This window comes from Pseudovibrio ascidiaceicola, assembly GCF_900114245.1.
Taxonomy (GTDB): Bacteria; Pseudomonadota; Alphaproteobacteria; order Rhizobiales; family Stappiaceae; genus Pseudovibrio; species Pseudovibrio ascidiaceicola.
Genome location: NZ_FOSK01000022.1, coordinates 24,441 through 51,401, shown reverse-complemented (window position 1 = coordinate 51,401; position 26,961 = coordinate 24,441). Strand labels below are relative to the sequence as shown.

Sequence of the window (26,961 nt, the reverse complement as noted above, 5' to 3'; positions counted from 1 at the left end):
ACGACAGCACGGCCCTTCGAGCGCATGAGAAGATAAAGAATGAAGAGAAAAACACCGGCACTAACGGCTGCAACCGACCCAACCAGCATGCGGGACACCTCCAGTTCGGGAGTATCGCTGTCGATCAGCATGATTGAACCCAGCACAAAGGCGGTGGCGCCACCCAGTCCGAGTACGCCAAAGCTGGGCGCAAACGCTTCACCGACCATAAGACCAAGTCCGACAAGAATTAAAGCCAGTCCGGCATAGCTGACTGGTAGCAGCTGAAAGGCGTAGAGCGCTAAGAGCAGGCAGATTACACCTGTGATCCCGGCGATGAAAATGCCCGGACTGTAAAATTCTAGGACAATGCCGTAGATGCCGATAAGAAATAGGATATAGGCAACATTCGGATTGGTGATGACAGAAAGAAACTTTGTTCGCCAATCTGGCTCCAGCGGAATAATCGTCACACTATCAGTATTGAGGCTAACCTGTCCTGCCGGCAATTCCACAGACCGCCCATTTATTTGCCGCAAAAGATCGGTTTGATTATCGGCAATCAAATCTATGACCCCTTCGTCAAGAGCATCGACCGCGGTTAGGCTGGCAGCTTCGCTGACCGCCTTTTCCGCCCACTCTGAGTTTCGGTTCCTAAACTGAGCGAGGCTCTTGATGTAGGCCTTCGCATCACTGATAGCTTTGACGGAGGAGGAAGGGGCCGTACTTGTCTCTTCATCCTCTTCGTTGTCGGAGCTTCCAGATCCGGGAAAACCACCGCCTATTTGAACCGGTGTTGCTGCACCTAGATTGGTCCCCGGTGCCATGGCAGCAATATGGCATGCGTAGAGAATGTAGGTTCCAGCACTGGCCGCACGTGCACCGCTTGGTGCAACATACCCAACAACTGGAACCGGAGATGCCAGAATGGCATGAACGATGGTGCGCATCGCGGTGTCGAGGCCGCCAGGGGTGTTTAAGGTGAGGATGACAAGCGTGGCCCCATTTTCCTGAGCGGATTGGAGGCTACGTGTCACATAGTCAGCAGTGGCCGGTCCTATAGGCCCTTCAATACGGATGAGCGAAGCTGTCCGATCCGTTTGGGCGGCACCGTAGCTCGTGGTGCAAAGCGCAAAAATGAAGAAACCGCCAATTAGAATTACCTGAAAAAAGACACACCGAATACACGCAAATCCTAAATCTTTAAGATTTGCAATCTGCCATTTCGTTCTTGTGGCCGTTAGTAACATTTCACGGTGCGTTCTGCTTTTAGATGGTTACATTCAGATACCTACGCCACGTACATAAGGAAACGTGGTAACGACATAATCAAGTAAGAGTTGCTGGTATGGTGCTCAGCAAATTATCTGCACCTATACTGACATATAACGCAGAGAATAGAGAAGTTGGTGAATATGACAGTTTCTGAGGACTTAAGACATCTCCAAACTGTTTGCATTTGAACGGTAATTTATTTGTTCTCAAATCAGTTTGATTAGGTGTCAGAGGAAAGAGTTTCAAACTTCCAAGCATCGACCAAGCCCGTCCAAATGATAGGCATAGTCCAGCACTTGCCTAAATGAGGCGTATTCAAGAGACGTATAAAATAGCCCAGACTTCTGCCAGAGCAATGAAGCCTCAAACTTATTAGGCGCCTATTGATCCCCAAAGTGAACTCTCTATGAGGTGCGCTTGAACAACTGTTCTGCAGACTTTGTTGCCGTTCGCTGCGACGCAGAAAACCAGTTCAACCTCAAGCTATTGCTGACTTTAGGGCTATGAGCAGACATCTGAGTATTTCGATCAAGGGTTGAGGCGACCGTTATAGAGGGTGCTGTTGTTTCTTTCGTATTTGGAAATAACTTACTTTCTATCTTGAATGAATGTGAGAATTGTCCGCTCCAGCTCTTCTGCTGCTGGGGATGAAGGTGTTTCTGATTTTCTGATAAGTTCAATTTCTCGTTGAAAGCCTGCTCCTGGGAGCGGAACAAAACTGATCTCGTTTGTGTTGAGTATCTGAGCACTTGTCTCAGGTAGAATAGTAATGCCGACCTTATTACGGATCATTGCTATCAATGATGTTATGTTATGGACTTTTAGACCAGATTCAGCGTGTAGCCTCTGACAAGCTGAAACCTGAATCGACTGAGACAGATTGTTTGCAATCAAGCGTTCCCCTTTCAAGTCTTCCCAACTCAAGTCTTGATCTTTTAGAAGCAAATTACTCGACTTGTGACACAGAATACCAAAGCGGTCAGAGAAGAGAGTTTGAGTGTGAAACGAAGTGGCGTGGCCCTGTGTGGAGGCAATGCCCAGATCAAGACGGTCTTTTGCCAGCTCGCGTAGGATGGAAGCAGAATCCATATCGCGGAGTTCGATGTGAACATCAGGGCGCATAGAAAGGAACCGTGCAATGACTTCCGGCATGATTGTGTTTGCAACAGATGGAACGGCGGCCAACCGCACTTTTCCGCTTTTTGCTTTTGCGAAGTTCACAATGTCCTGAACCATGCCGTCAAATTGATAAAGTTCCCGCTCTGCCTGCTCCAGAACGAAAGATCCAAGCGCTGAGAGCCGGTTCTTACGATCAGTCTCAAACAATGATTGTCCCAGATTTTCTTCCAGTTGTTTTAGCATCATGGAGAGTGCTGAAGGTGTGCGCCCAAGAACCTCGGCTGCATCACTAAGGTTGCCGGTTCGTGCAACAGCGACGAAGCAACGAAGCATCTCAATTTTGATCTGCATTTCAATTTTCCTGAAACAAATTACAGAAATTTGATTTTGACTGAATTTGAGTCATGTGTCCATAGTCTGCTCAGTAATTCTACGGGTGAATAGGCAGCAGATCACATGGTCGACACAAAACTGAATCTCATTGCAGGAAACTGGACCGCTGGCACAAGCGAAGTTGAGAACCGGAACCCATCGGATCTGAGTGATCTTGTTGGTCTGTTTGCGCAGGCATCTGCTGATCAGCTGGAAGCGACCTTGGACCAGGCACGCATTGCTCAGGCGGAGTGGGCCGCTTATGGCATTGAGCGCAAATACAACGTGCTGAATGCGATTGGTACAGAGATGATGGCGCGTGCAGAGGAACTCGGCACTCTGCTTTCTCGTGAAGAAGGTAAACCGCTCGCCGAAGGTAAGGGCGAAGTCTACCGAGCGGGCCAGTTCTTCACCTACTATGCAGCTGAAACACTGCGTCAGATCGGTGACAACGCAGATTCAGTGCGGGATGGTATCGAGGTTGATGTCCGTCGGGAAGCTGTTGGCGTTGTTGTGATCATCTCTCCGTGGAACTTTCCAACAGCAACGGCTTCCTGGAAGATTGCTCCAGCGCTTGCATTTGGAAATGCTGTTGTCTGGAAACCGGCAAATTTGACGCCTGCTTCTGCTGTCGCTCTGGCAGAGATTATTGAGCGACAAGACATACCCAAAGGCCTCTTCTCATTGGTCATGGGCTCTGGTCGTGACATTGGTCAGCGTTTGGTTGAAAGCCCAAAGGTCGATGCGATTTCCTTTACGGGCTCTGTTCCGGTTGGTCGCGGCATAGCATCAGCAGCTGTTCAGAATTTCACACGTGTTCAGATGGAAATGGGCTCCAAAAATGCTCTTGCAGTCATGGATGATGCCGACCTTGATCTGGCTGTATCTTTAGCAATCGGAGGGGCGTTTGGCGGAACAGGGCAGAAGTGCACCGCTTCTTCCCGTCTGGTTGTCCACGAAGCCATTCATGATGCATTTGTTGAGAAGCTCATTGCTGGCACAAAAGCCATGAAGGTTGGCCATGCATTGCAGACGGGAACTCAGATTGGTCCGGTCGTTTCTGAACAACAACTCAACGAAAATCTGGCTTATGTTGAGCTTGGTAAGTCCGAAGGTGCTGAGCTCGCATGTGGTGGGCAGCGTCTGGAGATGCCGACACAGGGTTTCTATATGTCTCCCGGTGTCTTCCTGAACTCGAACAATTCCATGAAAATCAACCGTGAAGAGATGTTTGCTCCATTGGCGGCAGTCATAAAGGTTGGCAGTTATGATGAAGCGCTCGCAACCGTTAATGACACCAATTTCGGACTGACATCAGGCATCGTGACGCAAAACCTTGCAAGGGCAACCCATTTCCGCAGAAACGCACGTACAGGGTGTGTGATGGTTAATCTGCCGACAGCTGGTACTGACTATCACGTTCCATTTGGTGGTCGTGGAGACAGCTCGTATGGCCCACGAGAGCAGGGCTCCCACGCGAAGGATTTCTACACCATCGTCAAAACTTCCTACATCTCATCCGGAGTTCCTGTGTGATGTGGATCGACAATCTTCAATATGCCAACTGGTCTGAGAAAATCTTTCGGCAAATGCGGGCAGGGGGATTAGACGCTGTTCATGTAACGATCGCGTATCATGAGAATTTTCGCGAGACAGTGCTCAATTTTGAGCAGTGGAACCGCTGGTTTGAGCAATACTCTGACCTCATTATGCCCGCTTATGTGGCCGCTGATATTGATGTTGCACGCGAAACCAACCGCACAGCAATCCTCTTTGGGTTCCAAAACCCAAGCCCGATTGAAGATGATATCGGCCTCGTTGAGATTGTGCACCGCCTTGGTGCGCGGTTCATGCAGCTGACATACAACAACCAGTCGTTGCTTGCCACAGGTTGCTATGAAGCTGAAGATACCGGCCTTACCCGGATGGGCAAACAGGTTGTGAGGGAGATGAACCGGGTCGGGCTTGTCGTGGATATGAGCCATTCTGCCGACCGGTCGACGATTGAGGCTGCGGATTACTCTGAAAGGCCAATCGCAATCACGCATGCCAATCCGTTTGATTGGGCACCTGCGCTGCGTAACAAGAAAGATGATGTTATTCAGGCCGTTGTGCAAAATGGCGGAATGCTGGGCTTCTCGCTTTACCCGCATCACCTCAAAGACAAATCGGCGTGCACGCTTGAAAGCTTCTGCACGATGATTGCGCGGACTGCCGAGAAGTTTGGTGCACAGCATTTGGGCATAGGCTCTGACCTTTGCCAGGACCAGCCAGATAGCATCGTGGAATGGATGCGTATGGGGCGTTGGACAAAAGAGACGGACTACGGTGAGGGATCGGCGAGCGCGCCGGGCTTCCCGCCAATGCCTATATGGTTCGAGAGCAACAAAGATTTTGGCAACCTTGAAAAAGGTTTGAGAACTGTCGGTTTCAATGAGGAGGAAACTGCAGGGATCATGGGCCGAAATTGGTACTGCTTTTATGAAAGCAGTTTTCACGCAGCGCCAGCCGAAAAGAGGCTGCTTAACTCACCCCCATCGGAGTTGAAGAAGAACTGTTCAGCTTAACTGAACATGCTGCATTGCCGTCACCAGGGAGGGAAACATGACGGACATTACCAAGCAATCTGTAGAGGACGCTAACGATACCAATATGCCGCTGCTTGCGATTACAGGTGGCTTTATCGTGCTCTTCTGCTTAGTCGCACTTATCAATCTCGATGTATTATCTGCATTTGTTGATTGGGGCTTCAATATTTCTGCAACATACTTCGGCTTGTTTTGGCAGGTGCTGCTTCTGTCGACGTTTCTATTGGGCTTGATCCTTTGTGTATTGCCGGGCGGCAAGGCAATTATGGGCAACCTGGCAAAGCCAGAGTTTACGGTCTTCCAGTGGGGCGCAATGATCATGTGCACCCTGCTGGCAGGTGGCGGTGTCTTCTGGGCTGCGGGTGAGCCAATGGCGCACTTCCTGTCATCGCCTCCACTGTTTGGCGCAGAAGCCGGCACGGATGCTGCCGTGGATGCAGCCATGGCACAAAGCTTTATGCATTGGGGCTTTCTGGCCTGGGCGATCCTTGGCTCTTTGAGTACCGTGATGCTGATGCATTATCACTATGAAAAAGGATTGCCACTCGCACCGCGGACCTTGCTTTACCCAGTGTTTGGCGACAAAGCGATCAACGGTCCAATTGGTCTCATAGCAGATGCGTCAAGTATCATTGCTGTGGTTGCTGGAACCGTGGGTCCGATTGGCTTCCTCGGGTTGCAAGTCAGTTACGGTCTGAGTGATCTGTTTGGCATTCCAGATGGGTTTACAACACAAGCCGTTGTGATTGCTGGCCTGGTCGCGCTCTATACGATTTCAGCCATCTCCGGTCTTTCCAGAGGTATCCAGCTTCTCAGCCGCCTGAATGTCATTCTGGCTGCCGGTCTGCTGCTTTTCGTCTTGCTCGCTGGCCCAACAGCCTTCATCTTCAACAGCTTCTTTTCAGGCTTTGCAACATATCTTAGCAACTTCTTTGGCATGGCGCTTTACCGCGGTGAAGCTGGTGTCTTTGGTGAGCCGGGTTGGCTTGGCTGGTGGACTGTGTTCTTCTGGGGCTGGTTTATGGGATATGGCCCGTTGATGGCAATGTTCATCGCGCGTGTCTCTCGTGGCAGATCCATTCGCTCTATCGTGATCATGCTGTCCATTGTCGCGCCGATTGTCACAAACTTCTGGTTCACGATTGTTGGCGGTTCAGGAATTGCATTTGAACTTCAGCAGGCTGGCTCTATTGCGACTGCTTTTGAAGGTTTCAACCTTCCAGCTGCACTTTTGGCGATTACACAGCAGCTGCCGCTCGGCTTCTTTGTCTCTATCCTCTTCTTGGTTTTGACAACGATTTTCGTGGCGACAACAGGTGACTCTATGACCTACGTCATCTCTGTCACCATGTCCAAGAGCGGAACACCATCTATGGCAGTTCGTGTGTTCTGGGGCATTGCAATGGGTATGATGGCAATAATCCTGATTTCAGTAGGGTCTGGCGGTGTCTCAAAGTTGCAAAGCTTTATCGTCATCACCGCAGTACCAGTATCCTTGCTACTCATTCCGTCACTTTGGGATGCATTGCGCATCACAATAGCGAAAGGAAGAGACAGCTAAGCAAATTGCCCGAGCACATATATCCAATATGGCTCGGGCAATTTAAGCTTCGGATTGTCCAGAGGATGAGATGATTATGAGTGTTTGCGAAACCGATGTAATCCAACTGCGTTCACCTGATAAGGTGATGAAGTTGAGCCGGCTCGGTTCAATCCATCAATCGCGCCTATCCTTCATGCGTATTCTTCTAAGACGCATGCAGAATGAAAATTGGCGATTTGACCGACCTGTCTTTGAAATGGATGAATGCGGTGTTGGGCACGCTGTCTATTGCGCTCATGGTCCGGACCGAACCTACTCTCTTGTTGCCTTCTCGCATGATCTTCCAGCTGAGAAACGATCAGATCGCGTGATCGCGGATGCCTGGGACGCTACGTTCACTCTTTTTGACGGTATTCCAACCTCTGAGGATATTGAACGTCTTTCTCGTAACGTACCTTTGCAAGAGGCTGGGCGCATTTGCGAGACAGAACTATCACTGTCACGCGCCAACCGTTCGGCGCGATTGTGGGAGCATATTGTAACGGCTCTGGCAAAGGGAGAGCAGCCGGATCTCCAAAAGATCGAAGCCGTCGGCTATCTCATGCGCACCACCGCTGTTTATGGGTCAGGCAAGTTCGGGGCGGCGGATCGCGAAATGATCGCGGACCGTCCTGAGTTTCAAAGTCCGTTCCAGGTGGAGATGCTTTCCGTCTTTCTGACGCGCGCTTTTGTGCGCGACCTTGTCGAGTATATGGCGCGAATGAAGGGGGGAGAAAAAGCTGTAAAGTTGGATCCTGCTATCGCCCGTTCTATGGGCATCGGAAATTCAACTGGCCTCGGAATGGCGCCATTTCTGCTCAATCACCCTGTACTGTTTAACAACTGGATTGCCGCGCGGGAGCAAGCTGCTGCACGCGTACGTGCGCTCCCTCAGGCAAGTGAACAAGAGATTGAACTCTTTCGTGAGTTGTTGGCGCGCAGCATTTTATTGACCGCGTCCTGGACAACGGACCATCAGATCCAATCTGAAAAGACTGAAGGGCTGAAGCGTGACCTTGTGTCGTTGCAGCAGCAGGCAGAAAGCGTCTCTGACGCAAGTGATCACCCTTGGAACCAGCTTAACACCTGGGCAGAAAAGGAACTGTCTCTGGAAGGGCAGGAGTGCCTGACTTCCTTGATGCTGGAGCCTTATGGGGCACTTGTTGATGATCTCGCGAACACCATGGCCGCTGACAACACGCCAACATTCCGCATTGCTGGAGCGATGACACTACAGGATCTGCGAGAAGTTCTCAAACGGGTCTATGGTTGGGCATTGGAAATTGATTGGAGTGATCAGCAGAACAAAGCTAAGGCCTGGTATGTCTCAGAGGAGAAGCTGGAGCCACGTCTGGGTGAACGCTTTGAAGAGCCGATTGAAGAATACGAGCAACCTTTAGCGCCCGGACGAGATGCAGCTGCGCTTTATCATGCTCTGGGCCACTGGCCAGAAGACAAAAACATCGCTCAGTTTCTGCTGAGGCATCCTGAATACCGTCACATCGTTCGCCGCGCTCAGATTGTCAATCAGGCACCCTATGCTGAAATCCGCGACAATACGATTGCAAGCGATGTTCTGCCGATCGATATGCTGAGATGTAAACTCGCCTTTTTCGGCGCAGTGCAATTCGATCCGCGCTCTGATCGTTGGGTACGCATCAACATGTATGCAAACGCGCCTTATCCGGAGGAGTTGGCGTCACAATCTGATGATTTCTGGGTCTATCCAGCACTGAGCAGGGGCAACTAGATGAGTTATTCTCTCAATGAAATCGAAGCGATGTGCAAGCGTGCTTCTCGCGGTGCAGGGTTGCCATGGGGCTTATGTGAGGAGGCCGCCAAAGGAACGCGCTGGCTCGCGTCCTTTGGATTCCCTGGACCGGATTTACTGGTCTCGCTCTTAGAGTTGAACGACAGGTTGCCAGCGGTTGATCTGTCTCCAGTGGCACTTCAGGGCATCTGGCGTGCTCCAGCGGGCAGGCTAAGCCCACTCATTGCGGGCGCAGCGATGAGTGACTGTGCGATCAAAATGGAGCTGGGCAATATCATAACAATGCTGGAAGTTGACTATCCGTTGCTGGTTGTTCCTTTCGCCTCCGGTGCAGCCCTTCGTCTTGGTCAGCCAGTTGCTGTGGAGTGGGAAGGCACGCGCATGGTGACCAACGGCAAGGAACTCTGCGTTCAGGGCAATTCTGAGGCAATTTTATCTTCTCACGCCAAACGAGTTGAATGTTCAGCGCCAGCACAAATGCTCTCGCAAAGCAAACCTATCCATAGAGCGGTTGTTGGGGATGCATGTTGGGTGCGGCTTGGAGCATTTGCACAGCGGACCTTTGCTCCGGCGACAGAAGCATCCCGCCTACGTGGCGCTGGAGCTGGTTTGACAGACAACGACTAACCAGCCGTTGCTCCTAAATCTCAAAATCACGAAATCCAATGCAAGAGATCAGGTGTTTGATGAACACGCTGACTGATAAAAACTGGAGTAAAAATGAGCTCAGAACTCAAAAAACTAGGCGGTTCCAAGCGCTTTTCTGCAATCGCAATTCACAATGATGTTGTTCATTTGGCAGGGCAGGTGTCTCAGCTCGTTGAGGGCGATATTACCGAACAGTCGAAAGATGTTTTCGCAAAAGTCGACAGCCTGCTCGCTGAGGCAGGAACAACTCGTGAAAATGTGTTTTCCGTCCAGATCTGGCTGGCGGACATGCGCGAATATGATGAAATGAACAACGTCTGGGATGCGTGGGTCGCTGATCTCAACGCAGCCCCAACACGAGTTTGCGTCGAGGCCCGCATGGCAAAACCTCACTACAAAATCGAGGTTCTGGTGCTCGCAGCGCTTTAACTGACTTGCAAGGTTGATCAGTAGGTAGTCAGGCCTGCTGATCAATCATCATGTTTAGAAAAGCCCAACCGTTGACGACAATATCTGGTTTAATGGACATGAGCCCCACGTAGTGCTGTCACTGTTACCATTGAAGGTAAGCACCTTAGCTCTGTTAATAAGCAAAGATCCGATTTTGTGAAATGCGAGCGGATTCGTTTGCTTGAAGTGACTTTGGGTTGAAATATAGATATGCCCGTGATTGCTCAGAGATAAAACGAATGCAAGCAATGGCTCATTATTGAAGAGAGTTCTTCCTCTTTGCATGGGCTTCTTCATACTTACAAACGTGTATTGAAATTGGCATGACAGATGGGGAGTGAACTGGCTTGTCTCGATCTCACTAGCTATAGGTCCCTCCTCTGGTTGAAATGCTGAAAATCTGCACAAATGGTGAGTAGGTTCTGCAAATCAGGTTGGCACAACGGTTTGCATGAGAAAGACACTTGCAAATCATCGCGTGACAGTTTTTGGATTTGGGCTCGCCTCCGCCATTCTGGCTTTTGAACCTGCGCTATGGCTGGTTCGAACATGGCTTGATCCCTCTTATTCCTCTTCCGGCGCTTTCTATCTGGTCGCAGTCGCGGTCTTATTGCTCCGGTCGCTGTCGAGCCCCGTTGACCACTCCGCAAATCATCATCGTCAAACTGCAGCTTTGCTTCTTGTTGCTTCCGCTTTCATTCGCCTGATCAGTCAGGTGTTTGCAATCAATGTTATTGGCGGTTTGGCTCTGGCTTTTGATATCTTCGCTATTGCCACGCTTTTGAGGGTAGGGGAACGCAAGCGTGCAATCTCTCCCTTTTGGCTCTCTGTGCTTTTCCTGTTTTCCCTGCCTATTGAGCGGATTGTTCAGAGGCTATTGGGTTACCCTTTGCAGGAACTGTCTGCGAACGCGTCTTGTTTTCTTCTCAGCGGGGTCTCTCAGAACCTCTCCTGCGATGGCGTACGGCTGACACTTGAAGGCAAAGAGGTGTTAGTCGATTTGCCTTGTTCTGGCACGTCTAGTCTTATGCTCAGCATGGCATTTATCGTGGTGTTGAATGCCATTTATCGCCCACGATTGAGTACTGCTCTGCTTTGGGTCGGTATTACGCTTGTTCTCAGCATCTTAGGCAACTCTTTTCGTATCAGCACGTTAGCGCTTGGCATAGCCTATCCGCATTGGATTTTTGATGTAAACGTGATGATGGAGCCATGGCACGGCGTGATTGGGTATATCACTCTCGCCCTTACCCTTCTGCCAATCCTGAGGTTGTATCGGCCTGAGGCACGCTTGATCGTTGCTTCTCCTCATACGGTTAAAGCTCATGAACTTCCTAAGTCATTTCAAAAGTATCTGGCTCTCACCTTTGTTGGTCTTACTGTTGTCGTTGTCAGTCTACCCAGACAGGCAGTTGATGTAACGAGAACCTCTGAACGCCCTGTTTTGCCTTTGTTTTTGAATGGGCAATCCGGGCAGGCCGTTCCATTACTTCCCGTCGAGAAGAAGTATCTCGAAGAGTATGGAGGGTATGCAGTCAAAAAGCGCTATGGAGAGCATGCGCTTACTCTTGTGCATACGAGCTCCCCGCTTCGCCATCTTCATGCGCCGGACGACTGCTTGCGCGGTCTGGGCTACCGGGTTGAATTTCTTGGTTCTCGTTTTGAGGTAATGCCTTCAGCGCTTTATCGGGCCACTGCAGAAAACGGCCAGCAATGGCAGGTCTCCGTCTCTTTTTTCTCTGATGGCGGGCATGTCACGAACAACGTGGCCGAAGCGATTTGGATTTGGTTGCAAAACCCGTCGCTCTCTTGGACCAGCATTCAACGTGTTTCGCCATGGCAGGTTGCACCTTCCAACCAAAACCATTTTGAGGCTGCGGTTTTTGCTGCCTTTGATTTTCCCAAGACCTGAAACTTAGAGGATATTCTTGATGTTTGAGATAACGCGCGTTCTCTCCTTGCTTTTCATTTTTGTAGTCAGCGCGAGCTCCGATGCTGGCGCCGAGCAGCCAGACCCATTGGGAAAGAAGGCAGGTACAATTATCGCTATGTTAGATGGACAACAGGTTGAGTTGCCCTTGCTCTCTTCGCACTACGATGTCGATGTAGTTGGAGATATCGCTCAGGTTACGCTTTCACAGACATTCCTCAATCCCAATGATGTACCGCTCCATGCGACCTATCTGTTCCCCCTAAATCAGAAAGCTGCCGTGCACGCCATGGAGATGGAGTTGGAAGGGCAGCGGGTCGTTGCGCAAATCAAAGAAAAACAAGAAGCAAGTGCTGTATTCAAGCAAGCAAAGGCAGAGGGTAAAGCTGCATCCCTTCTGACACAGCACCGACCAAACATGTTTACTCAGGATATCGCCAATTTGATGCCGGGTAAGCCAATTACCGTGCACCTGCACTATGTTCAGTCCGTGTCGAAAGTAGATGGGGCCTATGAACTGGTTGTCCCCATGGTGGTTGGTCCGCGGTACGAAGGAGCAGCCGAGCCTGTCCAATTAGATAAGCCAGATGTTATGTCTGGCAGTGATGAAGTTGACGTCGTTTCCGGCTGGGAAATTGATCGGTTACCGGCATATCCTCAGGTAATAGCCGTTTCAACATCTAAGGCCATCGATAGTCGGCGGGTCTCCTTAGATATGTCCATGACCGCAGCTCTGCCCATATCCGGCCTTTGGAGCACAACACATAACTTGAGCATCTCTGGAGATGAAAACAAAAAACAGGCGACCTTTGAGAAGACTAGGGAGGTTGACAATAAAGACTTTGTCTTGCGTTACGAACTGGCTGCTGAGACGAGTGTGACTGCCGGTTTAGACAGTTACTACGAGGATGAAAAAGGTGGCTTCTTTTCGTTGCTCATCGAGCCTCCTAAAGTTCCAGTAGAAGCGACTATTGGTAAAAGAGAGCTGGTGTTTGTGTTGGACACCTCTGGCTCCATGGGGGGAACTCCAATAGCTGCAAGCAAAGCCTTTATGCGTGCTGCAATTAATAATCTACGCTCAGATGATTACTTTCGGATCCTTCGGTTTGCAAATGAGACAACCGCATTTGAAGAGCAGTCTTTAATTGCGAGTGAGCATAACAAACAGGCGGGTCTTGAGTATGTCTCCGGTCTTTATGCTGGTGGCGGGACAGAACTGAATGCAGCACTCAAAGCTGCGTTTGGTACACAACAACCTAAAGACACAACGCGCATCGTTGTTTTCCTGACTGACGGCTACATAGGGAATGAGCGCAAAGTAATCCAAACGGTTTCCAATCGCATTGGAAATGCACGTCTTTATGCGTTTGGAGTGGGCTCGTCCGTCAATCGATTTCTGCTTGAAGCGCTGGCAGCAGAGGGACGGGGATATGCGCGCTATGTTGGAGCTGACGAGAGCTTTCATGAGACTGCAGAGGTCTTTGCAAAAGACTTGAAAACGCCTGTGCTGACCGATGTCTCAATTGATTGGAACGGACTAGCAGTTGAAGAGCTAAGTGCGACAAAGCTTCCAGACCTGTTCAAGGGGCGCGCACTTCGAGTTCTGGGCCGCTACCAGAAAAGCGGAAAGCATACCATTTTCATTAATGGCCGAGTCAATGGGCAGGCGGCGCGCATGCCGCTGGAGATTGAACTATCAGGGAGAACTCAGCAACAAAGCCCAGAAAAGAAAGCGCTTCCAATCATCTGGGCGCGTGAGCAGATCTTTGCAAAAAACCGAGAATATGCGATTGGAGGCAGCTCTAATCTGGCTTTAAAGAACGAGATTACCAAGCTTGGTCTGGACCACTCCCTGCAAACCCGCTTCACTTCGTTTGTTGCGGTTTCTGAAACGCTCGCAAATCATGATCCAAAAAGCACAGTTTCAGCGTCGGTCCCGCTGCCGCAAGTTTCTGGCGTAGCGACAAAAGCTTATCCAAACTTAAACCTCAGTGGAAGCTCAGCGCCAGAACCAGAAGGGATTATGGGGCTTTTGATCGTGATCATGGGTCTTGTCGCGCGCTTCCGTCAAAACCTTGTCAGTATGGTTCGGTCATTACGTTCCTTCATTACTCGAACGGGTCAACGCTCTGTTCCGCTGGAAGGCCTGGATCGCTCACTACCTTATACACTCCGCCGAGATGGTTGGTGGTTGGACTGAGCTGTAATCCGGGGCTCATAGCGGAATATGATGTCTTCTACCTCCAGCAAGCTAAGAGCGTCTCAACTTGTCCAGTTTTGGCGCTCTTTCTGGTAGCAAGCCGGAGCGATATCGTTGCAGAACGAACTGCAGGAATAAGCCAATAAGCAGCATGCGCATGTAGGAGGATCGTGTTGCCCATTCGGAGGGTAGGAAGCCTGTTAGGATCTCTGTCATTGACCAGATCGCCCAGACGATCAATGCCCCTGCAATGGCTCCTTTGTTGTTTCCACTTCCTCCGGCAATCAACATCACCCAAGCAAGAAATGTTATCAGAATTGGCTCTGTTGCGTCGGGGCTGAAATATTTGAAGTAGTGCGCACTCAGCGCTCCTGCCAACGCCATAAAAATGGCTCCGATCACAAACGTTTGCGTGCGGAAAGAATGAGTGTCCTTGCCGATGGATTCTGCTGCATCTTCATTATCGCGGATTGCTCGTAAAGCCCGGCCCCACGGACTTTTGTGAAGGCGATGAGAAATGAAATAAGTCAGCAGCACGATCATCCAAACAAAAAGAACAAAGACAATTTCCGCTGTTTGCCCTTTGAACACTCCTTCAAAGGGACGTGGAATGTTGGAAACGCCCAAACTCCCGTTAGTCAGCCACTCCTCATTGACGATTATAAGCCGGATGATCTCTGCAATTCCAATTGTTGCCATGGCGAGGTAATCACTTTTGAGAGAAACACAAAGCCGTGCAATGCCCCAGCCAACAAGACCTGCAATGACAGCTGCAACGGCCATGCCTACAAAAATGGATTGTTGGAACCCTCCAACATTGTTTGATGCCGCCGTGGAAGTGATAATAGCCGCTGAATATGCGCCGATAGCGTAAAAGCCAGCGATGCCTGCATTAAACAGGCCGCCAAAACCCCATTGGATGTTAAGCGCCAGGCAAATTACAGCATAAATGCCAGCCATAGTGAGGAAGGAAACGAAATAGAAGAACAGTCCTGAGAGTTCCATCAAAGCACCCTTCCTTTTAGGAGGCCTTGCGGGCGGAACAACAACAGAGCTAGCATGATGATGAAGGCAATCGCACTTTTGTAGCTGGGCGAGATGATCTCTATGTCCATGATCGGGAACGTACAAATCTCCTCAGCGACACCGATAATCAAGCCTCCCAGCATAGCTCCTAAGGGGCGGCCAATTCCGCCCAACAAAGCTGCCGCAAACATAGGTAATAATAAGTTCCAACCTAGGTTTGTGTGAATGTCCGTATCCAATCCCACAAACACACCACCAATGGCAGCAAGGCCACCTCCAATAATCCAAGTCCACCGAACGATCTTTTCTGTATCAAGTCCGGCAATTCGCGCTAACTCTGGGTCATCTGCAACTGCTCGCATGGATTTCCCTGTTTTAGAATAAGACAGGAAGAAATGCAGCGTAATGGCAATAGCGACCGTAAACGCAATGATTTGCATATGCCGAAGAGCGATGCGGAGACTATCAAAAAAGATCAGCGGTTTTTGAAAGCCGACCACATAGACTTGGGAGTCCGTGCCCCACAATAACTGGATAGCCGAGCGTAGGATAAGCGCGACGCCAAAGGAAGCGATGACAGTGTAGATGCTTGGTAAATCTCGCAGCGGCTTATAGAACGCCTTATCCAGAAACACGGCCACCAGTGCCGTTCCTACAACCGCGATCGGAATAGCAGCAAGTGCCGGAAGCCCAAGTGTCCAAACTGCTGTCAGAGCAATGTAAGCGCCGGTGGTCATCAAGTCGCCATGCGCGAAATGTGCAAATCGTAAAATGCCGAAAATCATCGAGATACCGACAGCACCCAACGCATATATACTGCCAAGAGTTATGCCCGGTATGAGATAGTAGTTGATGAAATCAATCATGCTGGCAGCCCCCCGCCAAGAAATGCATGCCGCACCTCATCATTAGCTAGAAGGTTCTTGCCTGTATCCGTATATCCGTTCTTTCCGTTTACCAGCACATACCCCATATCAGCGATGCGCAGGGCTTGTTTGGCGTTTTGCTCAACCAGCAACACAGAGATGCCGGCTTCGCGAATTTGCTGGATCAGATCAAAGATCCGTTCCAGATAAGCAGGCGACAACCCGGCTGTCGGTTCATCCAATAACAACAGCTTTGGATCGCTCATCATCGCTCTTCCGATAGCAACCATTTGTCGTTGGCCACCAGAGAGCTGCCCAGCTGGCTGGTTCAGTTTTTCTCGAAGGTCTGGAAAGAGTGTCAGGATCATATCCAATGTCGCAGCTGCATTTTTCGGTGGTGCTGCATACGTTCCCACCTGCAAGTTTTCACGTACTGTCAAATTTGCAAATACATTGCTGGTTTGCGGAACGGCAGAAATGCCCATGGGAACGAGGTTCGCAGTTTTGACGCCGACAATCGAATGCCCCATGAACTCTACGGAGCCAGAAAAATATTTATTGAGAGCAAAGACTGATTTTAACAAAGTGGACTTGCCAGCCCCATTTGGTCCCACAATTACCACTATTCCTTTCAAATGAACGCACAAATCAACGCAATGAATAATAGGCGTTGCACCATAGCCTGCAGTTAGGTTTTGGATGTTCAAAATCGGATCAGGCATGGGCACCCTCATATTTGCCGCCACCGAAGTAGGCCTCCACCACGCGCTCGTCACGTTTAATTTTATCGATGGTTCCTGTCGTTAAAACAGTGGCTTGTGCCAGTACGACAACCTCGTCGCAAAGCCGCGAGACGTAATCCAGATCATGTTCAATCAGGCAGAAGGTGTAGCCGAAATCGTCATTCAGCTGTTGGATCTTCACAGCGATCTTACTGAGTAGGCTGCGGTTTACGCCTGCGCCGATTTCATCCAGCAAGATGACTTTTGGTGTCTGCATCAAGGTTCTGCCAAGTTCCAGCAGCTTCTTTTGCCCGCCGGAAAGGTTTCCCGCCAGCTCATCCTGCAACTTCTCAATCTCCAAAAAACGCAGTGTTTCCATAGCTTTATCGTATGCCGCATGCTCATGCTTTTGAAAGATGGAGGGGCGGAAAATTGCATTGAACACATTCTCTCCGATGGAGCTATCCGCTGCGACCATCAGGTTCTCAACCACAGTCATACGTGAGAATTCGTGTGCCAATTGGAAGGTCCGATAAAGCCCTTTGCTCTGACGCTTGTGTGCTGGCAAGGAAGTAATGTCTTCTCCATCAAGAAAAATTTGCCCGCTGCTTGGCTGAAGTAGGCCAGCTATCATATTGAAAACAGTAGTCTTACCCGCGCCATTAGGCCCGATAACTCCCGTAATTTGGCCTGTCGGAATTGAAAATGAGCAGTTGTGAACGGCAGTTAATCCACCAAATCGTTTTGATACATTCTCAAGCTGGATCATTTGTATTCCCAAATTCTCATTGACTGCACCGTCATGACACGGTCCAACATGACCAGGCCCAGAAGAGCCCGGTCATTACTCGGCAAAATTCAACCTCTTGTGGTAGAAGTCTGAACTAATTGAAGATTTTGGTTTGCTTGTAGCTGTCGCCTTCGACGATATACTTGCCGATATAACCTGCGACATCTCCATTCGCATCAAACTCGTGGGCCCCAGAAACGCCCTCGTAATTGATGTCTTTGCCCGCAGAGATCAACTCACGTGCTTTCGCCCATTCACCCGGACCCACAATCTCACCTGGTGCATTTGCAACAGAACGAAGCGCATTTTTTACAGCGGTACGATCGGTTGAACCAGCTTGTTGAATTGCCAACGCAATCAACATGGTAGCGTCATAGGCCTGATCTACAAATGGCTTGTCTGACCCGCCGCCAAATGTCTCGTCAAACCGAGCATGGAACGCTTCTGTAGCTTCATTTGAGCTCGGAGAACTTGGTGAGGTAAAGAAGGAACTGGCAAGAGCTTCAGCACCAATTTGCTGAATTAAGATGTCATCCCGCAGACCGTCTGTACCAATGAACTTTTCGAAGAAGCCATTTTCCAATGATTGCTTGACGATCTTCGCACCACTGCCGGCTGCATAAGCAATGACGACAAGTGCATCAGCACCGCTGGATGCCAGGGTCGCCAACTCCCCGCGGTATGAGTTTTTCTTGTCTTCATGCTTGGAGAATTTGGTGACTACCCCACCCAACTTCTCGTATTCAACCTTAAAAGTATTACCTATGCCGACGCCGTAGTCATTGTTAACATATGTAATTGCAACCTTTTTAAAGCCTTCTTCCAGAACGGCGCGCGCGAGCACTTTACCTTGATAGTTGTCGCTTGGAACAATGCGGTAGACATAGTCATTGTCTTCCAAATTGGTCATGCTTGGTGCTGTCGCTGTTGGAGAAACCTGAAGCACGCCGTTTGGAATAGCAACCGCATTTGCCGCAGCAATGGTCGCGCCAGAAGACAGTGCTCCCATGATCGCCACAACGTTCTCAATGTTTACCAATTTACCCGCTGCATCAACTGATGGCTGTGCAGATGCCTGACTGTCCGCAACAACAAGCTTCATGGTTTGCCCGTCCAACAAACCACCGCCTTTGTTCACGTCTGCCTCTGCTAATTTTGCCCCGTTGAGGATTGGTGGAATAAAGTTGGCGAGAGGCCCCGTCACGCCCATCAAAGCCCCAACTTTAATATCTTCGGCCCAAGCCGAACCTGCAAATGTTATGCATGCTGCTGTCGTCAGCATCAAAAGAGTCTTATTCATAAATCCCTCCCATTGCATTGCACCGTCGGAAGGCTTTGGCCTCATTGATTTCAGCTATCTCCCACAATATCGGAGATTCTTACTGCTACAAACGGCGTAATACGTAAAAACACTTGCATATGCGCAAGATGCTGTCAATCACCTCTCCAGAAGCGCAAGTATCCTCATAGTCTGCTGTTTTCCTGTTTTGATGACAAAGAGATATCATCAGAAATTGCCCACTCGACCTAACTTCTTGGACAAATGTTATTTTATATTTCAATTATGAAATTCTCTTGCACTAATGAAATTAGTCATTCTATTGTGTGTCACAACAATTAAATGCACGAACAAGCAAGTAAGCTAATTGAGCGAGGCATTATCTATTTTGCGACGTGAAACAAGTAATACGGCAGCGATCTCTCGGAAGCCTACGAACTCGAAGAGGCAAGAGAAATTGCACATTGGTGAGCGTGTGAAAACCTTCCGTAAAGCATTGCAGTTATCACTCAGTGAGCTCTCCATACAGACTGGGATTTCAGAGGCGACATTGTCTCGTGTGGAGAATGATCAAACGCTGATGAGCGCTGCTAATCTTTATGTTTTATCGCAAGCTCTCAATGTAGATATGTCTGCATTCTTTGAAAATCCGGGCAGTCCGGCTCGCAGTGGCATTCGCAGCATTACGCGCAAAGGGCAGGGCGTTTTTCTGGAAACAGAACGCTATAGTGCTCAGGTGTTGAGTAACGACATCACCAACAAAATGATGAACCCAGCCATTGATATTGTAGCAGGACAAACTCTGGAAGAGGTTGGCGGATTACATGCTCATCCGGGTGAAGAGTTTTTGATTGTGCTGGAGGGAAACTTGCATTTGCATTCAGAACACTATGCGCCTCTGCTCCTGGAGGCTGAAGATTCCATCTATTTCGATAGTTCAATGAAGCATGCTTACGTTTGTGCAGGCGATACTCCGGCGCGTATTTTGGTGATCGCGACGATTGATGCCACGCACCTCAAAAGTGAGGGTGAATAAGCACCACCAACTCTATTTTGATTATCACATTTGAAATTCTGGGAGGGACGTCAAGTGGCACAGTTAGAAACCAACGTAGATCACATTGCATCTGCTGAAATACGGTTGCCAACCAACGATCTAAAGGAGGACTTGCCGTTTTTCAGCAAGATCCTCGGTATGAAGCTGGATATGATTTTCCCAGCTGACAATCCTGCTATTGCGGTGATGTCTGGTCACGGTCTTCGGGTGCGCCTGGAAAAAGGTGCATCAGAACAACCAGGAACACTGCGTTTACTATGCAAAGAGCCTGCTGATTTTGCTGAAGGGCAAACCGAACTAATCGCGCCAAATGGCACTAAAATTGAGATTATTGACGCCTCACCACCACTGGAAATGCCCAAAACTCAACACTCTTTCATAGTCAGGCATATGATTGACAATGATCCTTGGGTGATTGGTCGCGCTGGTATGCAGTATCGTGATCTGATCCCGGATCGGCTAGGTGGTAGTATTATCGCCTCTCACATCCGCATTCCAGATGCAGGTCCTGTTCCGGATATGGTGCATTATCACACCGTTGGGTTTCAGTTGATTTTTTGCTATCGCGGCTGGGTCCGGCTTGTTTATGAAGATCAAGGTGAGCCATTTATCCTCAAAGCTGGCGACTGTGTTATCCAACCTCCAGAGATCCGGCATCGCGTACTGGAGTCTTCTGGTGAGCTCGAAGTAATTGAAATTGGCGTTCCGGCAGAACATATCACCAGCATTGATCACGAGATGGACTTACCGAATGGAACCGTCAATCCAGAGCGTGAGTTTCAGGGGCAAAAATTTGTTCATCATCAATTAGATAGCGCCATATGGCAGCCTCATCGCCTTGATGGCTTTGAATGCAGAGATACAGGCATTGGCTTAGCAACTAAACAGGTTGCCAATGTACAAGTCGCCCGCGCAACGACGGGGCCAACTGGGGCTGTTACCAGTCACACTTCGGATATCTTGTTTTCTTTTGTCATGGAAGGCAACGTTACGCTGGTCAATGAAGAGGGTAAAGCCCATCAAGTCAAAGCTGGAGATGCGTTTGTCATACCACCGGCGATGAAATCATCACTGCTTAATGGTTCTGATGATCTCGAGATTTTGGAGGTTTCGTTGCCGGGAGGCTTTGAGACCAAGCTTCATGACGTTACCTCCTAAACGGCTTCGCTGCCTCCATACATCCTATTGTGAAGATTGGAAATTCAGTGAATTATCAAGATATTATAGCGCTTGACGACAATGATCCGCTCAAACACTGCAAGGAGTTGTTTGAAGAACGGCCCGGCGTCATACATTTAGACGCGAACTCTCTTGGATCTATGCCAAAGTCAGTTCCGGCGCACCTTGCACAGGTGTTTCAAAGTGAATGGGCTGATGAACGCAGCGCGAGTTGGGCAGCGGCCAGCTGGATGGCCCGGCCTATGCAAATTGGTGCTGCGATAAGTCGCCTAATTGGTGCTGCCCCAGAAGATACGCTTGCCTATGACAATACCACGCTAAACCTGTTCAAGTTGCTGACAGATGCGCTGAAGCTTAATCCGGATCGCCAAGTGATTTTGAGCGAGAAGACCACATTCCCTACCAATCTTCACGTAGCGCAAGGCTTGGAGAACGCTCACAGCGACCAGCTGAAAGTTGCCTATGCGGACCCAGATTTGGACATTCTTGATGCCATCACTGAGGATGTTGCAGTCGTTTATCTGTCACAAGTGGATTACCGCTCTGGGCGTCGTTTCAACATGGAGCAAATCAACGCCAAAGCCCGTTCTGTTGGGGCATTAACACTTTGGGATCTCTCTCATTCTGCGGGTGCTATTCCGCTGGATGTTGAGGGTACACAAACAGATTTTGCGGTTGGGTGTGGTTACAAGTATTTGTGTGGCGGTCCTGGTGGTCCTGCATGGCTATACATCAACAAAAAGCATCAGAATAAGATTTGGCCAGAGATCTCTGGTTGGATCGGTCATGCAAATATATTTTCATTTTCTGAGCAATTTGAACCAGCTGAAGGTGTTCTGCGCCACATGACCGGATCTCCGCAGGTGATTGCAAATGAGATTTTTTGGTGTGCAGCAGAGATCTGGAATTCGGTTGACCCGCATCAGGTTTGGGCCAAGCATCGCTCTCTAAGCGAAACGTTTGTTACGCTTATCAAAGAACAATGCGGCGATCTTGGTGTCGAACTTGCGTCCCCAGAGAATTGTGATGAACGTGGTGGGCACGTATGCGTTTGCATTCCGGGAGATGGGAGCAAAATCGTTGATGCGCTTAAGAAGAAAAACATAACCTCTTCTTTCCGTTCCCCGAATGCAGTGAGATTTGGCCTGTCACCGCTCTATCATTCACACGCAGATATGTGGGAGGCAACACAACAACTTCGTGCTGTTTTGGAAGAGCAAGTGATGACTACGCAAGCCTGATTTGTGAGAGATTTTTTCTGCAAGACGACAATTTCGTTGATTGCAGCTCTCCTCTGATCGGGTTTGCCAATGTTTGATTACTGAGAAGAACAGTGTTCAGGCGGTGAGAACAGGTTGTTATGATCAGCAAAGATCAACTCACCACAACAGTTATCTTGTTGGGTTCTAGCAGATTTCTTCATTGTCAGAGATTAGGCAGAGAGGCAGCTCTATCAGATCGCAGAGCTGCCTTTTCTTCTTAGCAGAGTAGGGGATTAATCAAATCCATACCAAGCGCAGGCAACGGGCGTTCAGCGCTGTCACCATATCCAATCTCAAAGCGTACTTTGTTGATACACACTCTGGGAATGGTCGGCGCAAACAGCTCAAATGTCTTAAAGCGTGCACTATATTCCGGGTTAGCGGCAGTATAGCTCTTCAGCGTATCTGCAAGAATTTGGTAGAAACATGTCTCAGTCATCTGCCCAGCTTGTGCCAGCGAAGATGAAAGAAATCTAAGCACCGTGACGAAATGAGCAGTTTGAATGTCATGTACAATGTAAGCTGGCGGCTTTGCTGGTAGTAATGCGCGCAGTTCGTCAGTTAGATCGCACTGTTCAGGGTAAATCTCATTTACGAGATCGACATCTCCTTGCAAATCCTTGATTGCCATACCGACAGGTACGCTGTCTTCTAGGACAACTGTTATATTCTGTCCGTGAGCAATAAAACCAAGCCCATATACGCAGAGCATGTGATAAAGTGGCACAACGGTAACTTCAAACAACTTTTGCAGCCAATCCGTTAAATTAAGATCTGCCTTTTGCGCGAGATGAGCAGCCAGGGGAACGCCTGAACCATCTTTGTGCAACAAGACAGCGTAAAGATAAGCTCGGCGATTTGGTCCCACTTTGTAGTCTGCAGGTTCCCGCCAGATTACACCCAGAGTTTCATCATGCTGATAGGGAATATCGCGAAGCTGCTGGTAAAACGGATGGCGATACCATACACCGCGCAGTTCTTTTAGAATGCTAACCTTATTCTTCAAGTGATCATCTGCTTGAACGATGCCATCTAACCACTCAGACAAGTCAGATCCATGAGCGATGTACTTGCCAGGAATTCCTCGCCAAGCGGAAGTATTCAGGATCGTCAGAGCAACCTTTACATCCGGGCTTTCAGGACGATCCAGACTGGTGAGTGTCCGTAAAGATGGGCCAGAAACATAACGTCCGCCAAAACTACCGAGCATGATCAGATCTGCTGTTTGTAGATCATTGATGTACGTTTGTTGGAGCACGTGATCCCATTGCCAGGGGTGTACAGGAACGAGACAGTAGCTTTCTAAGGTACCTCCTTTGTTTTTCAGAGTGTCCATTAGATGCGTCATTTCAGTTGCGCCTAAGGTGTCTTTTAGAAAGCTTTTTTCTGCATGGATATCGCTATCACTGATCTCGCAATGCTCACGGCGAGCAGCAAGCCATAATAACTCGATCGGTTGTCGGCTCTCCGGCGCAAAGCGGGCGACATCCTCTGCTCCCCAGCCAAGGCGCCCTTTATTCGCTACGGCTTTTGGGTGGCCTTCCAGCAGAGCGTGTAACTCATATGGCTGCATTTGTAGGAGTGTGTCAGCATCATAACCTTCGCAGGATTGCGCCAGAAATAAATCCTGACGCAGAGTGTTGGACATTTCACGCAAAAAGGTGGCCAGTGTTTCCGGTTTCATGCCAAGTTCGGCCTGTGCATCCACTGAGAATTGAAGAGGAGACAATGGAAGTGTCGATGCGGGAGCCCGGGTGATACTAGCTGTATCCACCCAGAGGTTCCCCCAGATCATGGTTTGCGCCTGAAACGTGTAGAGGACACCAGAGGCAAGGCGTAGTTCAAAAGATTCACCGCCAGTAAAAGTGGGGTCTAAAACCTCTTCATAAGTTAGCTCGCTAAGTAATTTTGCGAGCGCTGCCCTGCAGACTTTTGGCCACAAGAACGAGGGACTCGTCGCATCCGCCACCATTGTGCTGCAATACTGTTTGTCGAGGATCATAAGCGAAGCTCCTCAAAAAAACGCTCCCGCCGACAGCACATGAGTGCTGAGCGTTTATGCGGGAAATCGAATTCCATAAGTTTTTCATAAGCAAGAGAATCTGCGTAGGAAAGCAGTTTGGCGTTATCCACCCGAGGCTCACCCATTATGTTATCAGTCAACTGGCAGTCCAAGAAAAGATAGTGTGTCAGCCCGCGCAACCAAGCGCCGGTTTTCACTTTGCCTAGATGCCTGCGTTCGCCAATCAAGCCATGCCAGCCTCTATCGTAACTTTGAGAGGCGTAATAAGGGCCAAGACGGTCCTCTCGCACCCAGTAAGTTTCGAAGTAACCTGCTTCCTCACCATTAAAACAACCAATTAGTGGATAGGTGTGGGGTTTGGCCTGTAATGTTTCCAGGTATGCTTTCAGCTCATCTTTAGATTTTGCCAGCTCCCAGAAATATGCGACACGGCCATCGTTCATCCAGCGATGAAACCTGTCCAGATCACGGTCTATGTCAACGGCACGAAACGATACGACCACGTCAGCAACGGGGTCATAACGCTCGTAGCACAACCCGGTTGGATGTGGTGGTCTTAATGGATGATCCCGACCATCTGGCCCCTCGACCAAACCGGTGCGAAGACGACCTGTGGATCTGTGAAGGAGCCAGAGTTGTGGGTTTTGATAGAAGCCAGAGCGATACACTTGATAGTGCTCATTTGCTACTGCAAGAAATGGTAAGTCTCGTGGATCAATAGTATCTGCTGGCAGGCTGATTTTCAGAGTTTCTATCTCTGAATGCGACGAAAAGCAGGCCTCCAGACACAGCAATACTGCTTCTAGTTTTTCTTCTTGAGAACCTTCCAAATAGAATGAAAAACTCAGGTTTGCCTCTGTCGCATTCTCCAGATGAGCACAGGCAAAAGCTTTGGTGTCACGCAACACGGTTAGCTGTCCATTATTCCAATCTCTGGATGTAACAACTTGAGCAAATCTGAAATCAGAGGAGCCATCATGTGTTTCATGGGCAATCGAAAGTGATGAGCCAATAGGCATCCTATGCAATGTCATCGCTATTTCTCTTGTTATTGAATGGGTTAGCTATTTTGAAGAATGCTGCGAGCTGGCCAGCTCCGTCGCCCGATGCTTCGTTTACGTTGCTAAGGCTAGTGCGATAGTTACCCTTACTGACCAATGTTGGAGAGGTCAGCAGATAGTCATAAAAGGCTGGATCGCTGGTCGTACTTTGAGCTGCAGCTTTAAATTTTCTGCGGAGCGTGTCATAGGCGCGCGCCTCGTCCATCAAGCCATCAATCACCAGAGTGCTCACGGTGTGGAGTAGGTTATTGACAATCACATAATAGCAAAGAAGCTCATCACCAATCTCCGGGGGGACCACATTTTCAGCATTTTTGCCAATGTCAGGTAGGTATGCAGATAGGACATCATGATGGGTCGTTAAGTGACCTGTACCCTGACAATCCCTGACATAAAGATGAGCGGGCATGCCATCTTTCAGTGCAATCATCATATTTTGCTGATGAGAGCCGAACAGGAGGCCATGTCTGGCGCGAATATCAAGCAGAGGCAGGATAGCCACTTCCATGAATGCATCCAGCCAGTGTTCTGCCAATCCCTGAGGGGAGAGTGTTTTTTGCGCAGCCTGCCTATAAATTAAGTCACTAAGTGGGGATGGAGCACCAAGATGAGGTTCACATAAACTGGCGAGCATGGCAGGGCCGGTTTGTGTCGGTTCATGGAACGGGTTGTCCCGCAAGACTACAAAACTATCCTCCAATGCGCCGCCGTCTTCATCTTGCAGAGCAACATATCCAGGCTCAGTAAGGATGGTAAGATGTGGGAAATCATTTGCTAGCTTATCCCCCAAGGCACCTGAGAGCAGCTCTGCCATCTGCACACCGCGTTCAACTTCCTTGCGAGCAAGTACTCTTTTTGAGTTTGTCAGCCGCATGGAAAGTGAAAACTTAAGCATGTACGGCGCCTCAAAAGCGTGTACTCCGCGCATTGAGGCGGTCGCAGTAAATGCCTTGCCAACTGGCCCATAGGGTTTAAGAAAGCCCTGCTGTATCCATTGGATGACCTGAGGACGAGCTAATAAACGTTCTGCCTGCCATGGGTGCCAGGCAATGGGCACGTAACCCTTGTCAACTTTAGTCCGCAGTGTTTCCGGCAAGGTTTCATCGCTCTTGGCAAGTTCCAGGCACATATCAAAAGCAGTTCTTTGCACACCAGAACCTGAAACTAGGATCGAACGATCTGCCAAAACCCAGAATAAAGGAAATTGCCCCTTTAATTCAGGCGATAACAACAAGGCATCGTCTTTGGTCAGTTCGTCTCTGCTGCGCGGATTTGGATGGGTCGGGTGGCCCGAAATAAGCGCCTGCTCAGCTTCCTGAAAACTCCAGTTCTCTGCAGGATGAGAAGTATTGTTAGCGTCCAGCTCATAAGCTCGCATCTGAGCCTGATGGCTATCCAACACCCTCGATAAAAGCGTAAACTGCTTTTCGCTGTGCTCACCGCTGATTGTACTATCTGTAATAAGTGTAGTCAGCGCACTCATGAGGCTGACAGGCTTGCAACGCCCTTCGCTGTTCCAGAGGTAAAAAGGCAGCTGTATTTCATATCGAGCGGCCGTATGGTGAGGGACTTGCAGCAACAAGCGATCATTGTTTTGCAGAGGAAGACAAACTGTATCCTCACCAAAACATAAAAGCTCTTTTTGCGCGTGTGATAGAAATGACCAACCTGACCATTCGCGCAAGAGCGCATTTAAGAACGCACTTGCAGTGGCATGCTCAGCCCTTTGTGAAGGTGTTGGAGGGACAGACACAGGACGATTGCTTGCCTGAGTGTAAACTA

Annotated in this window: 21 protein-coding genes; 11 read left to right on the top strand and 10 right to left on the bottom strand. The window is 49.3% G+C overall.

The window, feature by feature from the left end; translation table 11 throughout:
* Together BM231_RS25860 and BM231_RS25855 are read right to left on the bottom strand one after the other, a co-directional pair.
* Positions 1-1,016, bottom strand: a 1,016-nt coding sequence (locus tag BM231_RS25860) for an NfeD family protein (protein WP_159438002.1), incomplete at its 3' end; no start/stop codon positions are given.
* Between the two features lie 826 nt (positions 1,017-1,842).
* Entirely contained in the window at positions 1,843-2,724 is an 882-nt protein-coding gene (locus BM231_RS25855; protein WP_093524184.1) for a LysR family transcriptional regulator, read from the bottom strand.
* A 105-nt stretch (positions 2,725-2,829) separates the two neighbouring features.
* Between BM231_RS25855 and BM231_RS25850 the strand changes: the two genes are divergently transcribed.
* The 8 genes from BM231_RS25850 to BM231_RS25815 all read left to right on the top strand — a co-directional run bounded on the left by BM231_RS25850 (position 2,830) and on the right by BM231_RS25815 (position 13,914).
* A complete protein-coding gene (locus BM231_RS25850) occupies positions 2,830-4,281 on the top strand; it encodes an aldehyde dehydrogenase family protein (protein WP_093524182.1) in 1,452 nt (483 codons plus the stop codon).
* Positions 4,281-5,312 carry a membrane dipeptidase gene (locus BM231_RS25845; protein ID WP_093524180.1) on the top strand — a complete coding sequence of 344 codons (1,032 nt, stop codon included), beginning with the start codon at positions 4,281-4,283 and terminating at the stop codon, positions 5,310-5,312. The genes BM231_RS25850 and BM231_RS25845 overlap by 1 nt, the downstream gene beginning before the upstream one ends.
* A gap of 37 nt (positions 5,313-5,349) precedes the next feature.
* On the top strand, positions 5,350-6,894 hold the full coding sequence (locus tag BM231_RS25840) for a BCCT family transporter (protein WP_093524178.1): 1,545 nt from the start codon (positions 5,350-5,352) through the stop codon (positions 6,892-6,894).
* A gap of 76 nt (positions 6,895-6,970) precedes the next feature.
* Positions 6,971-8,665 (top strand): hypothetical protein, encoded by a 1,695-nt coding sequence (locus tag BM231_RS25835; RefSeq protein ID WP_244527217.1) that lies wholly within the window; start codon positions 6,971-6,973, stop codon positions 8,663-8,665.
* Positions 8,666-9,313 (top strand): DUF3726 domain-containing protein, encoded by a 648-nt coding sequence (locus tag BM231_RS25830; RefSeq protein WP_093524174.1) that lies wholly within the window; start codon positions 8,666-8,668, stop codon positions 9,311-9,313.
* A 93-nt stretch (positions 9,314-9,406) separates the two neighbouring features.
* Entirely contained in the window at positions 9,407-9,763 is a 357-nt protein-coding gene (locus BM231_RS25825) for a RidA family protein (protein ID WP_093524172.1), read from the top strand.
* A 472-nt stretch (positions 9,764-10,235) separates the two neighbouring features.
* Complete coding sequence (xrtT, locus tag BM231_RS25820; RefSeq protein ID WP_093524170.1) at positions 10,236-11,696, top strand: exosortase T; 1,461 nt, start codon at positions 10,236-10,238, stop codon at positions 11,694-11,696.
* Positions 11,697-11,715: 19 nt separating this feature from the next.
* On the top strand, positions 11,716-13,914 hold the full coding sequence (locus tag BM231_RS25815) for a VIT and vWA domain-containing protein (RefSeq protein ID WP_093524168.1): 2,199 nt from the start codon (positions 11,716-11,718) through the stop codon (positions 13,912-13,914).
* A 51-nt stretch (positions 13,915-13,965) separates the two neighbouring features.
* On the opposite strand, the gene BM231_RS25810 is transcribed toward BM231_RS25815, so the two are convergent.
* The 5 genes from BM231_RS25810 to BM231_RS25790 all read right to left on the bottom strand — a co-directional run bounded on the left by BM231_RS25810 (position 13,966) and on the right by BM231_RS25790 (position 18,618).
* Entirely contained in the window at positions 13,966-14,919 is a 954-nt protein-coding gene (locus BM231_RS25810; protein WP_093524166.1) for a branched-chain amino acid ABC transporter permease, read from the bottom strand.
* The gene (locus tag BM231_RS25805; RefSeq protein ID WP_093524164.1) at positions 14,919-15,806 is read right to left on the bottom strand and encodes a branched-chain amino acid ABC transporter permease; all 888 of its coding nucleotides are present in this window, start codon (positions 15,804-15,806) and stop codon (positions 14,919-14,921) included. The genes BM231_RS25810 and BM231_RS25805 overlap by 1 nt, the downstream gene beginning before the upstream one ends.
* Entirely contained in the window at positions 15,803-16,528 is a 726-nt protein-coding gene (locus BM231_RS25800; protein ID WP_093524162.1) for an ABC transporter ATP-binding protein, read from the bottom strand. The genes BM231_RS25805 and BM231_RS25800 overlap by 4 nt, the downstream gene beginning before the upstream one ends.
* Positions 16,521-17,297: an ABC transporter ATP-binding protein gene (locus BM231_RS25795; RefSeq protein WP_093524160.1), complete on the bottom strand. Its 777-nt coding sequence runs from the start codon at positions 17,295-17,297 to the stop codon at positions 16,521-16,523. The genes BM231_RS25800 and BM231_RS25795 overlap by 8 nt, the downstream gene beginning before the upstream one ends.
* 115 nt (positions 17,298-17,412) lie before the next feature.
* Entirely contained in the window at positions 17,413-18,618 is a 1,206-nt protein-coding gene (locus tag BM231_RS25790) for an ABC transporter substrate-binding protein (protein ID WP_093524158.1), read from the bottom strand.
* Between the two features lie 436 nt (positions 18,619-19,054).
* Here BM231_RS25790 and BM231_RS25785 point away from each other — a divergent pair, with 436 nt between their 5' ends.
* The 3 genes from BM231_RS25785 to BM231_RS25775 all read left to right on the top strand — a co-directional run bounded on the left by BM231_RS25785 (position 19,055) and on the right by BM231_RS25775 (position 22,074).
* Positions 19,055-19,633 carry a helix-turn-helix domain-containing protein gene (locus tag BM231_RS25785; RefSeq protein WP_159438001.1) on the top strand — a complete coding sequence of 193 codons (579 nt, stop codon included), beginning with the start codon at positions 19,055-19,057 and terminating at the stop codon, positions 19,631-19,633.
* Positions 19,634-19,738: 105 nt separating this feature from the next.
* Positions 19,739-20,812: a cupin domain-containing protein gene (locus tag BM231_RS25780; protein WP_208860660.1), complete on the top strand. Its 1,074-nt coding sequence runs from the start codon at positions 19,739-19,741 to the stop codon at positions 20,810-20,812.
* A 47-nt stretch (positions 20,813-20,859) separates the two neighbouring features.
* Positions 20,860-22,074: an aminotransferase class V-fold PLP-dependent enzyme gene (locus BM231_RS25775; RefSeq protein WP_093524154.1), complete on the top strand. Its 1,215-nt coding sequence runs from the start codon at positions 20,860-20,862 to the stop codon at positions 22,072-22,074.
* Between the two features lie 238 nt (positions 22,075-22,312).
* On the opposite strand, the gene BM231_RS25770 is transcribed toward BM231_RS25775, so the two are convergent.
* Genes BM231_RS25770 through BM231_RS25760 form a run of 3 tightly spaced genes read right to left on the bottom strand, consistent with a single transcriptional unit; the run spans position 22,313 to position 26,932 of the window.
* Positions 22,313-24,097, bottom strand: a complete 1,785-nt coding sequence (locus BM231_RS25770; RefSeq protein WP_093524152.1) for an IucA/IucC family protein — start codon at positions 24,095-24,097, stop codon at positions 22,313-22,315.
* Positions 24,094-25,152, bottom strand: a complete 1,059-nt coding sequence (locus tag BM231_RS25765) for a GNAT family N-acetyltransferase (RefSeq protein ID WP_093524150.1) — start codon at positions 25,150-25,152, stop codon at positions 24,094-24,096. The genes BM231_RS25770 and BM231_RS25765 overlap by 4 nt, the downstream gene beginning before the upstream one ends.
* Positions 25,139-26,932, bottom strand: coding sequence for an IucA/IucC family protein (locus BM231_RS25760; RefSeq protein ID WP_159438000.1), 1,794 nt, complete (start codon positions 26,930-26,932; stop codon positions 25,139-25,141). Before BM231_RS25760 ends, BM231_RS25765 begins: the two co-directional genes overlap by 14 nt.
* Positions 26,933-26,961 lie beyond the last annotated feature (29 nt).